General features: G+C 52.5%; 13 protein-coding genes and 1 pseudogene. 8 read left to right on the forward strand and 6 right to left on the reverse strand.

Annotated features, from left to right (window positions below):
• Window positions 1-21 precede the first annotated feature (21 nt).
• On the reverse strand, window positions 22-1,881 hold the full coding sequence (locus OA238_RS04355; protein WP_245581441.1) for a TRAP transporter permease: 1,860 nt from the start codon (window positions 1,879-1,881) through the stop codon (window positions 22-24).
• A 94-nt stretch (window positions 1,882-1,975) separates the two neighbouring features.
• Window positions 1,976-2,962, reverse strand: a complete 987-nt coding sequence (locus OA238_RS04360; protein WP_015494241.1) for a TAXI family TRAP transporter solute-binding subunit — start codon at window positions 2,960-2,962, stop codon at window positions 1,976-1,978.
• Window positions 2,963-3,076: 114 nt separating this feature from the next.
• On the opposite strand from OA238_RS04360, the gene OA238_RS04365 reads away from it, so the two are divergent.
• Window positions 3,077-4,099, forward strand: coding sequence for an IS30 family transposase (locus OA238_RS04365; RefSeq protein WP_015494242.1), 1,023 nt, complete (start codon window positions 3,077-3,079; stop codon window positions 4,097-4,099).
• Here OA238_RS04365 and OA238_RS04370 read toward each other — a convergent pair.
• The 3 genes from OA238_RS04370 to OA238_RS04380 are packed head-to-tail and all read right to left on the reverse strand — an operon-like array spanning window position 4,076 to window position 6,680.
• Window positions 4,076-4,651, reverse strand: a complete 576-nt coding sequence (locus tag OA238_RS04370; protein WP_187293145.1) for a 3-isopropylmalate dehydratase small subunit — start codon at window positions 4,649-4,651, stop codon at window positions 4,076-4,078. The genes OA238_RS04365 and OA238_RS04370 overlap by 24 nt on opposite strands.
• Complete coding sequence (locus tag OA238_RS04375; RefSeq protein ID WP_015494244.1) at window positions 4,648-5,925, reverse strand: 3-isopropylmalate dehydratase large subunit; 1,278 nt, start codon at window positions 5,923-5,925, stop codon at window positions 4,648-4,650. The genes OA238_RS04370 and OA238_RS04375 overlap by 4 nt, the downstream gene beginning before the upstream one ends.
• Entirely contained in the window at window positions 5,922-6,680 is a 759-nt protein-coding gene (locus OA238_RS04380; protein WP_015494245.1) for an IclR family transcriptional regulator, read from the reverse strand. The genes OA238_RS04375 and OA238_RS04380 overlap by 4 nt, the downstream gene beginning before the upstream one ends.
• A gap of 123 nt (window positions 6,681-6,803) precedes the next feature.
• On the opposite strand from OA238_RS04380, the gene OA238_RS04385 reads away from it, so the two are divergent.
• The 4 genes and pseudogenes from OA238_RS04385 to OA238_RS33505 all read left to right on the forward strand — a co-directional run.
• Complete coding sequence (locus OA238_RS04385; RefSeq protein ID WP_015494246.1) at window positions 6,804-7,634, forward strand: isocitrate lyase/PEP mutase family protein; 831 nt, start codon at window positions 6,804-6,806, stop codon at window positions 7,632-7,634.
• Window positions 7,635-7,683: 49 nt separating this feature from the next.
• On the forward strand, window positions 7,684-8,550 hold the full coding sequence (locus OA238_RS04390) for an amidase family protein (RefSeq protein ID WP_015494247.1): 867 nt from the start codon (window positions 7,684-7,686) through the stop codon (window positions 8,548-8,550).
• 90 nt (window positions 8,551-8,640) lie between these two features.
• Complete coding sequence (locus OA238_RS04395; protein WP_015494114.1) at window positions 8,641-9,888, forward strand: IS256-like element ISOan6 family transposase; 1,248 nt, start codon at window positions 8,641-8,643, stop codon at window positions 9,886-9,888.
• Window positions 9,889-10,445: 557 nt separating this feature from the next.
• A pseudogene (locus tag OA238_RS33505) lies at window positions 10,446-10,679 on the forward strand (IS6 family transposase); the annotation flags it as partial.
• Window positions 10,680-10,836: 157 nt separating this feature from the next.
• Here the strand turns inward: OA238_RS33505 and OA238_RS04400 are convergent.
• On the reverse strand, window positions 10,837-11,382 hold the full coding sequence (locus OA238_RS04400; protein ID WP_015494248.1) for a histidine phosphatase family protein: 546 nt from the start codon (window positions 11,380-11,382) through the stop codon (window positions 10,837-10,839).
• A 319-nt stretch (window positions 11,383-11,701) separates the two neighbouring features.
• Between OA238_RS04400 and OA238_RS04405 the strand changes: the two genes are divergently transcribed.
• The 3 genes from OA238_RS04405 to OA238_RS04415 are packed head-to-tail and all read left to right on the forward strand — an operon-like array spanning window position 11,702 to window position 14,105.
• A complete protein-coding gene (locus tag OA238_RS04405; protein WP_044036280.1) occupies window positions 11,702-11,995 on the forward strand; it encodes a DUF3489 domain-containing protein in 294 nt (97 codons plus the stop codon).
• Window positions 11,995-12,432 carry a DUF2924 domain-containing protein gene (locus OA238_RS04410; RefSeq protein WP_015494249.1) on the forward strand — a complete coding sequence of 146 codons (438 nt, stop codon included), beginning with the start codon at window positions 11,995-11,997 and terminating at the stop codon, window positions 12,430-12,432. The genes OA238_RS04405 and OA238_RS04410 overlap by 1 nt, the downstream gene beginning before the upstream one ends.
• Window positions 12,429-14,105 carry a recombinase family protein gene (locus OA238_RS04415; RefSeq protein WP_015494250.1) on the forward strand — a complete coding sequence of 559 codons (1,677 nt, stop codon included), beginning with the start codon at window positions 12,429-12,431 and terminating at the stop codon, window positions 14,103-14,105. Before OA238_RS04410 ends, OA238_RS04415 begins: the two co-directional genes overlap by 4 nt.
• The last annotated feature ends 209 nt before the right edge of the window (window positions 14,106-14,314 follow it).

Genomic DNA, 14,314 nt, shown 5'->3' on the forward strand with positions numbered 1-14,314 from the left:
ATTGTGCTTCTCAATACATATTCAAGCAACAAAGTCGCGTTGATTAAATTTCCGGTGACGCCGATTATGGATGCAATAAATTCCAATACCGCCAGCAACACCAACTATGTCTGTTAAAATGGCTGGCTCAATCAAGAGGACACCACTCAAGACAAAGACAGCGCGCTCAATTCCGCTGAGTGGCCGCTTGATTGCCCCAGCGGTGCCCAAAGAAAATAAAATAACCCCCAACGCCGTTGGGACCGTTGCCACAAAAATTTCCATTGGTTCCCCAAGCAAAAGTAGTTCTGGGCGCAGAACGAAAGCATAAGCCAGAAAATAAGTTGGTAACGCCATCAGCATTGCAAGAAAACCTGTTTTGAAGGGATCAGATTTTGCTATGCCAGCAGCCCCAAAGGCGGTCAGCGCAACAGGAGGTGTAATTCCAGCAAAGTTGGAAAAATAAAATATAAACATATGCACAGCGATTAGAGGCAGGCCCAACTGGCTCAAAGGCGCAGCGACGACGGCTGCCGTAATAATATAAGCTGCCACGCCAGGAGTTCCCATCCCAAGCACAATCGTCACAACCATAGTTGCAAAGAGAGCAATTAAAGTAGACGCGCTGCCAAGCTGCAATATAACCCCAGCAATTGTGATGCCCCATCCAGTGATAAGTATTGTACCGACCAAGATACCCGAAACAGCACAAGCAATTCCGATATCGATAGTCTGACGTGTTAGCCCGTTGGTGAGGTCCAATAGGTTTGGCACATTATAAGCGGAACGATTAGAGACAATACCACCGATGCACAGAAGTGCACAAGCCTCCAAAACGCCACGCTCTAAAGGGTAAAGCGTTGTAATTCGCCAAACCAACCAGCCAAGTCCGACAAGCACCGGCCAGTACTGCAACACAAGACTACCTATACTTTCCGTTTCCGGTGTTTCTGTCACCTCGATACCAAGACGGCGAGTGAGAGCAAAAAGATATGTACCAACAGTAAGATAATAAAGAAGAGCGGGAATTATCGCTGCTGCGACAATTGTGAGGTAGGGTACACCTGTATATTCTGCCATGATCAATGCGCCCGCACCCATTATTGGCGGTGTCAGGGCGCCCGCTGTTGAGGCAACAGACTCAATTGCTCCAGCCTGACGACGCGAAAAGCCAGCCCGAATAATCCATGGTATAGTAAACTGCCCCGTCACCATGACGTTGGCCATGTTTGAGCCAGAAAGAGATCCAAACAATGCTGATGGGATTACTGCCATATAGGCAGGGCCACCGCGCAAGCCGCCTGCGGCCGCCATGGACACTCTCATGAAAAACTCACGACCACCCGCCAATAGAAGGCATTGTCCAAATAACAAAAAGACAAAAATCCATCGCATTGCGACCTGTATCGGCTGCGAAAATACGCCAAGCTCGGTCTGGAACATCGAACCAATAACACGGCGGAGCGACAATTGTGGTACGATGTGCCACTCCGGTGGAAGATAATTAGCAGATACGCAGATTAGAAGTGCTGTGAGAGCAATCCCAGGCAGGATAGGACCGATCACTCGTCGCCCTGCTTCAAGTAACAGCGTCAGAAACAAGATTCCGACAGTGATATCTTCTTGGGAAGGCACACTACCCCGTCGTAAGAATTGTACGAAGTCAACGTAAAAATATGCATACAAAAAGGGTATTATTGAAAGGCCTGCCAGCACCCAGTCTATTAGCACTACGCGATCACGTGCTCCAGTCCCTTTGGGATTTGAAAAGCCAAATCCGATGAACGCCATAGACATCACTACGCATGCAAACATTAATGAATGAAGATATGGGCTGATTGGCTCAATATAGAGAAAGTAGAGTTGCCCGGCGATGAAACCGCCGGACATAATCTGGAACACAAGCCCATCAGCGCGCCCAAGGCGCCGAGCAATCATTCTGCACCTACTTGGTGAAGTATTAAAGAGGGAGGGCAAGTGTTAGACATAATTTACCTCATAGAGCTTCAAGAATACCAATTTCGACGAAGTAACGTTGGGCGCCGGGATGGAAATCCATCAATACTGCTTGCATCCGTACAAGCTCCTCATTGAGAAACTCTTGGGAGACGTGGCGGATAACCAGCTCTTCTTTGTTTTCCCAGACAGCCTTGACCATCGCGTACGCGAGATCATCAGGCAACGAGGTGGTTGCCCAAAAATGAGTTGCCCCACCGGTCCAGAGCGCATTGCCCTCTTGGCCCTCATAGAGATCATCTCGTAAAAAACCCGCATGAAAGTAGGGATAAGCTTGTGTGACCATTTCCATGTCTGCTTCCGCAAAGGGTACGAAGCGTAGACCGCGAGTTGCCGCTTGCTCTGATATCCGGCCGGTTGGGTGCGCGGTGCCCCAGATGACTGCATCGGCCATGCCAGAAGAGAGAGCGCCAAACATTTGATCAACAGCGCTACGCTGCACATTTTCAAAGTCGTCATCCGCTAAGCCCATTGCTGTGAGTGTCTGTGAGGCGGTTGCTTCGGCACCGGATCCAATTGGACCCATAGCGATCCGCTTGCCGACAAGATCACGAAATGTCTGTATGTCGCTATCAGCGGGGACCATCGTACCAATTTCCCAAGTATAACTAGGAAAAAGTGCAACAAGCTGTTCTTGTGGATCCTCGCCATCAGCCGCAAATTTGCCATAGCGCAGTGAATAGGCAGCAAGAGAATTGCCGTTGGCCAATTCAACTTCGCCAACAGACAGCAGCCGTGCATTCTCTAATCCGCCTTGTGTAGCGGTGAGCGCAATGGAGATACCGGGAACCTCTCGCTCAATTATTTCCTTGAATCCCACTGAGATTGGGTAGATTGCATGTACAGGCTGTGATGCTGCCATGCGCAACGAGACATTATCACCCGGCGTCCAGTCTTGTGCCGAAAGCGGTAATGCTACTGTAGTGAGTGCTATTACCGAAAGAAATTTTAGATGTTTCAAAATCATAGTATTAGTATCCTTTGGTTGATGTTTTCGTTTCGTTTCCTAAACTTTTTGTCCAGAGCTTAGGCTCAAGTTTCAAATGCAACACTCAGAGCCCTTTGGGCATAGGATGTTGTGATGGACATACGAAGCAAGCACCTCAGCAGCGAGGACCGTGGCGTGATATTAGCCGAGCATAATAGGGGCAGCAGTCAGCGGTTGATCGGCCAGCTTTTGCATCGCCCGGCGAGCACGATCTGCCGTGAGCTGGCGCGAGGTCGGCAGGAAGACGGCAGCTATTGCCCGCAAGCGGCGCGGCAGGCCTATGATGCCCGGCGTGCGCGCTGCCGCCGCAAGCGCAAGCTTGTGGAGGGGAGCGATCTTAATCGTTTCGTTCATGGCAAGCTCGTACATCTGCACTGGTCGCCTGAGCAGATTGCGCAGAGACTGCGTCTCATGAAGCCTGATGATCCATCCGCCCATGTGAGCCATGAGACCATCTATGCCGCGATTTACGCGCAGCCACGTGGTGGGCTGAAGGCGGCGATGATCGAGGCGTTGCGTCAAGCGAAGCCTAAGCGTGGGCTCAAGCGCAGGACAGCGGCGGGCAGTGCTATGGTCCCGGAATCATTGCGCATTATCAACCGCCCTGAAGAGATCGAAGCGCGACTGGTACCAGGCCATTGGGAGGGCGACCTCATCAAGGGCGCATTCAATCGCTCGTCAGTGGGGACCTTGGTCGAGCGCAAGACACGCTTTGTCATTCTTTGCAAAATGGACGGCAATGGGGCCGAGGCCGCGCTCGACAGCTTCACCCGCCAGATGAGACGACTACCCGCTGCTTTGCGCAAGAGCATGACCTACGACCGCGGCTCCGAAATGGCCTGCCACCCCGAACTCGCCAGACGGTTGAAGATCGATATCTGGTTCTGCGATCCGCATGCGCCTTGGCAGCGTGGCAGCAACGAGAACACCAACGGACTGCTGCGTCAGTACATGCCCAAAGGAACTGACCTGAACGGTGCAAGCCAAACATGGCTGAACGACGTTGCAAACCTGATGAACAACCGTCCGAGAAAAACTCTCGGTTGGAGAACACCCGCTGAAGCCATGGCCGACGAAATCGCGGCCTTCAAATCAACCGTTGCACTTGATGTTTGAATCCAAGGAGTGATTGCGTTCACGAGACTGTTTTTGCTGCTTCAGCCTCGCCTTGAACATTGGTGGCCAACCTCCTGCCATAATTATGGCGCGAGCATGCACTGGTATTGGAGCGAAGTTTAACTCTTCGCCACTCGTCACATTTAGGACTGAGCCTGTCTCGAAATCTACTCGCAGAATATCACCCTGTGTGGTTTGCGCGCGCAACCCCGGACAACTCGGCAGCAAGGGAACCCCGGCGTTGATCGCCAGGCGATAGCTTGAACTAGGTATACTTTCAGTCAGGAGCCCAATTCTTGCACCTTGCAGCCCAATGAATCCTTGAATGTGTGGATTGCCTTGGGCGAACCGACGTCCAGTTACTATCAGGTCCCCAGGAGTTAATTGGTCGGCAAGCGCTTCATCCAGACCTTTGAAAATTTGATGGCGCAAGATCTCCGGATCACTCTCCCGCGACAAGGCGAACTCCAGCGCCATCAGATGCCCATCGTTGGCAATGTCATTCCCAAGGATGAACGCGCGACCTTCCATCTGCATTGCTGTTTTGATCAACGTACCAACCCCGAGAGAAAACGTGCGTCTGTAATTTTACCTGTGATAGCGGAGGCTGCCACGGTTGCCGGACTTGCCAGATATAGAGTGGCATCATGTGCCCCAAGACGACCAGGATCATTTCGTGTACCAGTCCCAATCGAGACCTCCCCAGGTGCTACTGGACCTATGCGCCCACCAGCGCAAACCCCACACCCCGCCTGGGTGATAATGGCGCCAGCTTTGATGAAAACCTCCATCAGTCCCTCTTGAGCCGCAGCGCGTGCAACTTCCTGAGACACGGGGGTCACAAATAGACGAACGCGCGGGTTTACCTGCCTTCCTCGTAGCAATTCAGCGGCAACCCGAAGATCAGTCAGCATGCCAGATGCACAAGAGCCAATATATGCGTGATCAATCTCGCGTCCGGCTACCGTAGACACATCAGCTACGTTCTCTGGTCGTGGTGGAAGAGAGACTTGGGGTTCGCAGGTGCTTAGGTCCACTGTAACCACCGCACGGTAGCGTGCATCGGTATCCGCTTTCAGTAAATCCACTGGCTCTGAGCAGCGTTCCGCAAGGTAGTCCGTTACAATTTTGTCAGGCTCTACAATGGATGATCTTGCTCCAATCTCAGTAGGTGTGTTGCAGAGCGTATATCGAGCATCTATCCCAAGACCTGCCGTGCCTGCACCACCAAATTCGATGACCGCATCATCCACGAGTTCTGGATCTAAAGTGAAAAGGAGCCTTTGCGCCACATCGCGAATTGACACACCTTTCTGCATTCGGCCGGTTAGCTCAATGCGGACCGTCTCTGGAACAGTTTGCCAAACTGACCCCAGTGCCAAAAGCTCTGTCACTTCGGTCAGCACCGCGACTCCATAAGCCCCTACTGCACCAAAATTTGTCACATGAGTATCGTAGCCCGCAATAAACATTCCAGGCCTTACAAGGCCGGCCTCTACTGGAAACACATGTCCCAAACCGCTGCGGCCAACATCGTGAAAGTGTCCTACATTATATTTTTTAGCAAAATTACGGACCTGCTGCTGACGGATTGCAGCACCAGGCGATACCGCCAAGGGCTCGTGGTCGGTCGAAATCAACACGCGACTAGGATCAAACATTCGCTCGACACCAAACGCCTCCAGGGCCGCACCGGCATTGGCGGCGTACCAATCATGCATTGTCACCAGTTCGGCCTCGGGAAATACTAGAGAACTTGCGTAAACATTCTGTTTGCACACGCGTGAAAGGATTTTTTCAACAATAGTAAAGCCTCTTTCACTCATATCTCAGCTCCCATCTTAACCGACAAGGACTGTGCACATATTTTGAGAGCCACTTCTATTTTCATCAAAAGCTCTGGCGTATTGCGCTCTTGAGGCAGTGATACCGAGATGCCTGCGATAACCTCCTCAGAGCTTCCCCGGATCGCAACGCCTACAGCTATGATATTTTCGAACATTTCACCACGGCTCCATCCAAAGCCTGTATCCATAGCTGTCTCGAGATCTTGCCTGAGCGCTTGAGCGTCTAACTTGCGCTCAGGGTCAGTTGGCATTGTATCGATCGAAGTAAGGTAAGCTGCAATTGCTGACTCGCCTTCCGTGGCAAGCATCGCTTTGCCGCTAGCCGACGCGTAAAGTGGGCCGGTGTGGCCAAGCTGCAGTGACAGCGATGGCCTGTAGGGATTGGGATCATCTATCTTGGCGACTACCAAAATCATATTCTTACGGCGTACCGTCAGAGCACAAGCCTCTCCAATTTCCTCAGAGAGCTGAGCCAATAACGGCCTGGCGCACTGAACGAGATCAAGCCCTCCTAGATAAGATTGACCAAGCCGAAGCGCAGCAAATCCAACAAAGTAATGCCGAGTCGCTGGATCCCACTCCACGAAGTTACGTGCGACCAAAACGTCCAGTAAGCCCGTTAAACTACTGCGTGGAATTGCGAGCCGATCCGCGAGGCTGGCATGGGACAGTCCTTGAGAATCAGCTGCTAGTGATTCCAGAATGTCGATCGCTCGACTTGCTGATTTTACCATTGTAGTACGCCTAGCCCATTAATAGTTCACATATGTGAATATAGTTCATTATGTTGACATTTAGGGTATATGAAGATAGTTTTTGTCAAGAAATTTTTTCTTAGCTTTCGACAAGGGTTGGATATGTCAAATAATACAAAGCTATTTCGTCGTCTGATTTCTGGCGCTGTTTGCTTTCCGGCACCCGGTGTATTTGACGGTTTTTCAGCGCGTCTAGCTGAGCGCACTGGAGCGCAAATACTTCACGCCAGCGGAGGAGCAATTTCGCGAGCAATCGGTTATCCAGATCGGGGTCTGGTGACCATGACCGAAATGCTGGGACGCATAGACGAGATCATCGCGGCTTGTGATGCGCCAGTTTTTGCGGATGCCGATACAGGCTTTGGCAATACGACGAACGCTGCACGGACTGCCCGATGCTACCATGCCGCAGGTGTCGCTGGGTTGCATGTTGAGGACCAGACTTTCCCTAAGCGTTGTGGACACATGAGCGGCGTGACAATAATCCCCGCGCAAGAAATGGCAGATAAAATCAACGCCATGAAAAATAAGGTTGGTGATGATATGCTGATTGCTGCGCGCACTGACGCAGTTTCCGTCGAGGGACTAGGCGCGGCGCTGCACCGTATGAAACTTTACGTTAAAGCTGGTGCCGATATGGCCTTCGTCGAAGGTATCACTAACATTTCAGAGGTGGGAGCCGTCGCTGCCGCTTTGCCGAGCGTTCCGCTCGTTTTCAATCAGGCCAATGCATCGAGTGGTGGTGCTATCAAACTTGATGCGCTCGCGGAGAACGCCGTCCGTATTGCGCTTTATCCTGGCGACCTCCAACGCGGTGCAGGTTGGGCAATACAAGCGACGACGGAGGCCATTTTGAAAACAAACTCAACCATGTCTGTTGTCAATCAGATGTTCACAAATGCGGAACGCGACAGCTTGTTTGATCAAAACTAGCTATGTGACGCGTTGATATCGCGACACAACAAAGGAAACGATATTTCTCATGTCTGTGATAGAGCTCGCCAAAGCCACACTGGAACGCATTGCAGTCGGTGAAAATCGGATAAGAGCGTTCGCGCATCTTGATCATGACACAGTGTATGCCGAGGCAAAACGTCTTCAGAATACAGGCGCCAAAGGTCCATTGTCAGGAGAGGTAATCGCGGTCAAGGATCTCTTCGACGTAGCAGGCATGCCGACACGATGCGGTTCAGCCATCTACGGAGAACACCAAGCACAGCGCGACTCGGCAGCGGTTGCGTCAATCCGAGCAGCTGGTGGTCTTATCATAGGCAAGTCGGTCACAACGGAATTCGCCTACATGACGCCTAGCCTAACACGCAATCCTCACAATTTTGACCGAACGCCAGGTGGTTCGTCTAGCGGGTCGGCCGCATCGGTTGCGGCGCATTTCGTTACCATGGCGACTGGAACACAAACGGCTGGATCTATAATTCGCCCAGCCGCTTTTTGTGGCGTAGTGGGCTTTAAGCCAAGTTTCGCAACAATAAGTCGCAGTGGTTTATCGATTTTTGGGGAAACATTAGATACGATTGGAGGATTTTCTAGTGATGTCGCGACTGTATCAAGGTTTGTGGGCGTCATGGCAGACCGGCCTGGACTTATTACGCCCGAGCGCATCAGAGCTCCAAAATTAGCGCTTTGGCGCACGCCCGATGCGGATCAGGCAGACGACGCCGCATTGGCAGAACTGGAGCGTGTAGCAAATGCAGCTGCACGTGCTGGTGCTGTCGTAACTGAATTTAAGGGCGGATCAGGGTGGAGCGCGTTACTGCAAGCCCATACAACTATTATGGCCCACGAAGGAGCGCGTTCCTTGGGATATGAGTTTAACACGAGCTATGACTGAATCTGGTGTTTGAGTGGTTTGAAGGTTGGCGGCGTATCTGGTTGAATTGTTGTTGGAAGACAGCAGCCCAACCAAAGGAGATACACCACCATGGGAACTACTAACATTGTTGATTTTGCGCGTCGAGACGAGATGACGGACGCGTTGACGGAGTTGCTGAAAACGGGAGCACAACAATTGATCGCGACAGCAGTTGAGGCTGAGCTTGTCAGTTATTTGGCGCAATTTACCGGCTTACGCACCGATGCCGGTCACGCGGCAGTCGTGCGTAACGGACATCATCCGGCCCGCCCGTTTCAAACGGGCATTGGCCCTGTGAGCGTGCGCATTCCAAAGGTTCGGTCCAAGGACGGCACACCGGTGACATTCCGGTCTGCCCTGGTGCCGCCCTATGTGCGCCGCACGAAGACGCTGGAAGCGGCCTTGCCATGGCTTTACCTCAAAGGGATCTCCAGCGGCGAGATGGCTCCCGCCCTCAAGGTTCTTCTGGGCCCAGATGCCGTTGGCTTGTCGGCTAATACGGTTTCGCGTTTAAAACGCGATTGGGCCAATGAATACGAGGCTTGGAAAGGCGCTGAGTTAGATGACGAGCCCATCGTCTATATCTGGGCCGACGGCGTTCACAGCGGCCTTCGGGGCGAGGATGACAAGCTCTGTGCCCTTGTTATTATTGGGGTAACTGCCCGTGGCAAGAAGCGATTTCTGGCAATTGAGGATGGGGTGCGCGAGTCCACGCAGAGCTGGCGCGAGGTTCTGCTTAACCTCAAAAGCCGAGGCATGAATGCGCCCAAACTGGCCATCGGGGACGGTGCCATGGGGTTTTGGGCGGCCATGGACGAAGTCTATCCTGAGACCCGCCATCAACGCTGTTGGCAACACAAAACGATGAACGTGCTCAATTGTTTACCCAAGCTGTCTCAGCCAAAAGCCAAGGCCGCGCTGCACGACATCTGGCAGGCCGAGACCAAAGTCGATGCAGAAAAGGCGTTCGATCTGTTCATCAAAACCTACGAACCCAAATACCCCAAGGCCACACTATGCCTGCAAAAAGATCGTGAGGAACTCATGGCATTCTTCGACTTCCCGGCGCAGCATTGGCAAAGCATCCGCACTAGCAATCCAATTGAATCGGCCTTCGCGACGATCCGGCATCGTACCAAGCGTTCAAAGGGCTGCCTGTCACGCGATGGCATGCTGCACATGATGTTCAAACTGGGGCAATGTGCTGAGCAAAATTGGAGGAAGCTACGCGGCTTTGACTACCTCGCAAAAGTCATCACAGGCGTCACGTTCAAAGACGGAATCGAAACCACAAACCCCGACCAGATCACCGCATGACCAACAATACTCAAACACCAGATTTGACAATAACTCGTTTAACACACATCCCAACCTGTTGAGCATCTCTCTTCATGACTTCTTGTCTAAGGGCGCAAAAATTGATGGTAAAAGTTATCTTAAAGCTCGACATGTCTCAATCCAAGAGAGCGTAAAACTACTCTTGGAAATGTCAAGTTTTGATGCAATTTTGACCTTGAGCGCAGTAGGTGAAGCGCCATGCTATACAAATAGCACTGGTAACCCGCACTTTAACAAGGTTTGGACTCTAGTGGGTGGACCAGCTTTCCATCTACCTACGGGCACAGGGCAGACGGGCATGCCTCTCGGAGTCCAAATTTGCTGTGCCCCGCAGGAAGATGAGCGTGCCGCTGCTGTAGCCTTGTGGTTGGAAGCCGCGATAGAATATTGTTAAGTGGCTCTGTCAGAAGAAACCTGTTTAAGCTGGACGGTGGGCTTTTTCAGAACGAATCTGCTTGAGGCGGGCAGGCCGGTTTCATAGCCTTCGCTCATGACGAAAGCAGTTCCCCTTAAAGTACTATAACAGCAGCCCCTAGATCATCCGTCTGGCTGTGATGATTTATGTCCGTTTCCCGTTATCGCTTCGGAACGTTAGGGATCCGTTTTACGAACGCAGCATCGACATCAGCCATGAGACGGTTCGATTTTGGTGGAACAGATTTGGCCCGCTGTTTGCCGCAGAGATCCGCGAGAAAAGGGTCAGCCAGATGCGCGTATATTCAAATTGGCAGTGGCACCTGGACGAGGCGTTCGTGAACATCTGCGGCGAACCGCTCCGCCGCTCTTACAGAGTGGCGCGGTCTTGGCGTAGCCTAACGGATTGAGGTTGCTGAAGAACTGAGACTGGTTCGCATTTGTCTGACAGCACCCTTGAGGCCTTTGATCACAGGACAGAAACGATTGGCCAAGCAGCGGCTTACCCACCCCCTAGCGAGGGTTGAATTCTATCACTTCACAGTTTTTGGGTTGAATTCCGGTCAGCGCTCGAATGAAGTTACCATGAGAGACAATTGCCGTGGAGTGGATACTTTCGCGCTTGAGAAAGTCGGCGAACCTGTTTGCCCTTTCAAGCAAAACCTCTTCGGGCTCAACTGAGATCCCACGGTGGTCCTTTTCTCCGTCATGCCACCAGCAATCATCTAGATGACCAAAGTCAAGATGAGGGTAATCTTTAGCAAGTTTGTGAGGCGGACTTCCTACATCGCAGCTGTTGCAGAGTTGCTCTCGCACTTCAGAATTAATCTGAAACGGCAACCTGTTTCCAAAAATCAATTGGGCCGTTTGCAATGTTCTAGTGAACGGCGAAACAATGACATTTATAAGATCAAGTTGTTTGACTTCGCTCTGAGCCTGCTGAGCCTGAGCTTTTCCGAGCGCTGTGATTGGCGCATCGAGTATCATGGGGTCCGGTTTGTTTGGATCGTAAACCGCATTGAAGGCTGATTGAGCGTGTCGAATAAGGTAAATTGTCACTTTGAATATTTCCGAATGCTGATAAAAGTTGAGTTTCCGTTATAGTATTTGGCTGATCTTTGCCATTCACAGTACTGACTCCATGATGAACTATTCGGCATGCTAAATAGTAGTGCAGCTTGTTGTGTCGTCAATCAAATCAGAACACGCATCAGATTGCGGACTGCGGCAGGAAACTACTGGACTTGCCCGTTGAACAGAGCAGTACTGTCTGTACCGACGCACCTTCTAACGGTGTTTCATATTCTCCGCCCGGCGCTCCGGGCTCTTGTCAGTACCGGGGCTGAGTTGGTCCAGGCTGATGACAATGGAGAACATCATGACCAACGAGATAAAGCGCGCAAGCTCTTCCAAACCTGAGACCCTGCAAGCGCCCAAACAGTGCATCGCCCCCGCAAAGACAAAGAAGGCGAAGATGATCGCAATGCTGAGCCGCAAGAGCGGGGCGGACGTGCCCAGCCTTAGTACAACCTTGGGATGGCTGCACCACACGATGCGGGCGGCTCTGTCTGGCCTACGTAAGGCAGGTTACGAGATCACCTCGATCAAGGCCGGAAACGGGAAGCCCATGCGGTACCAGATCATCGGGTTGCCAAAGGCGGATGTGGCCTGATGGCCAGTGATGCCGCCATATTGTCGCGATGGGAGGAGCTCGCAGAACTGGACCGCTCCGCCCTCCGCGTCGCTTGGACGAAAGCCTTTGGGGAGGCACCGCCGCATTTCCTGTCGATGATCTTCATGCGCAAGGCGGTGATCTGGGATGAACAGTGTCGCAGGTCTGGGGGGATCTCCCCGGACTTGAAGCGTGCCCTAAAGGCCTCGGCAAGTGGCAGGTCCGTCAGAAACCCTGCGCCTGCGATCCGCACTGGAACGCAACTCGTTCGAGAATGGAACGGTCGTCGATATCAGGTGGACACAACCGAGGACGGATATGTGCTGAACGGCGCGCGGTTCAAATCGCTTTCGGCAATCGCGCTGCACATCACTGGAACAAGCTGGTCAGGGCCACGCTTCTTCGGTCTCGTAAACGGAAAAGGCAGCGGCGTATGAACAAGATCCGCTGCGCTATCTATACCCGCAAGAGCTCCGAAGAGGGCCTTGAGCAGGAGTTCAACTCGCTGGATGCGCAGCGTGAGGCTTGCGCGTCCTACGTGGCCAGCCAGAAGCACGAAGGCTGGGTGCTGCTGCCAGCGGCCTACGAAGATGGCGGCTTGTCGGGGGGATCGCTTGAACGCCCCGCACTGCAACGTCTGATGCAGGACATGCGGGACGGCCATGTGGATCAGATCATCGTCTACAAGATCGATCGGCTGACACGGTCGTTGGCAGACTTCTCGAAGATCGTCGACGTGCTGGATGCCGCAGGCGCGTCCTTCGTGTCCGTGACCCAATCGTTCAACACGGCAACGAGCATGGGGCGGCTCACATTGAACATGCTGCTGAGCTTTGCACAGTTTGAACGTGAGGTGACGGCTGAGCGGATCCGGGACAAGATCGCTGCCTCCAAACGCAAGGGGTTGTGGATGGGCGGTAATGTCCCCTTGGGATATGACCCCGATGGGAGAACACTTAAGATCAACGAGGTGGATGCCCGGATTATCCGCACCATTTACGATCTCTACAAAGAACATCGCAACATCCGGATTGTCAAAACCGAAGCCGACAAGCGGGGCCTGAAGACAGCACTCCGCACATTGTCATCAGGTCGGATGAAAGGCGGGACAGCGTTTAGCTTCGGACATATCTATCATATCCTGAGCAATCCGATCTACGCAGGCCGTATCAGACACAAGACAAAGGTCTGGCCTGGCCAACACCCGGCACTCATTGATCCTGCAGATTGGGATGCAGTACAGGAGCAGTTAAAAGCAGGTGCTGTCAGGTCACGCGCAGGAAAGGGGCGCAACGATGACGGTCAGAAGAAGCAAGTGTCGCTGCTGACCGGAAAGGTGTTTGACGAAACCGGTGATCGGCTGACGCCCAGCCATACCAAGACAGGGAAGGGTCGTAGGCTGCGTTACTATGTATCCCATCGTCTGATCCGCAGCTCTGGCCCGAAAGATCCAAGTGGCTGGCGATTGCCAGCGCCTGAACTTGAAACCCTGGTTACCAGTCTGATCAGAACGCATTTGGGTACTGCGAGTGTGCGAGCTAACCTCATCAGTCTCGCAACAACCGATGAGATCGTACTGATTGCCAACAAGATGACGGAGTTGAGCAACAAGGAGAACGGCGCGGATGGTGAGACGAACAGGATCATGCTCGGCCTGATTGAACGTGTTCTAATCGTGCCGGGAAAGATTCAAATTACAATCTCGGCAAGTGCCATTGCCGAGATCCTGACGATCGACGCAAAGCGGATCTCGGACGAACACCTGAGCCTGCAGTCCGACTTCCGCACTCGTAAGCGCGGCGTCGAAACCAAACTCATTCTCGCAGATGCAACGGGCACGTGTGACGAGACACTGTTCAAGAACATCGCGTTGGCGCATCGCTACTTCGATCTGATCCGATCCGGCAAAACCTACGCGGAAATTGCAGAAGCCGAAGGCGCTTCAAAGCGGCGCGTTCAGCAACTTATCGAGTTGGCGTTTCTAGCGCCGGACATCGTCCGCGATGTTTGGGAAGGCGGACAGCCAGTTGGCCTCACATCGCATTGGTTGAAATCCCACGCATTTTCACCAGTGTGGACTGCGCAGCGGGACCTATTCAGGGCGCTCTGAGAAGTGGCGATGATGCCTCTAAGTCATTGCGAACAATTAAATAACCTTGCCATCAGCGGACCTCAAACTGCTACCGTCGAAAGGCGGTTTCCAGACTTTCAATAGAATCTGGCGATATGTGCGTTAGGTTACGGTCTGGGGTATTATAGCACCGTGAAATACGCCCAAAAACACGACGCTAATATGGTTATTATCCATTGTTAACAATA

Origin of the sequence: Octadecabacter arcticus 238 (assembly GCF_000155735.2) — a bacterium.
Lineage (GTDB): Bacteria > Pseudomonadota > Alphaproteobacteria > Rhodobacterales > Rhodobacteraceae > Octadecabacter > Octadecabacter arcticus.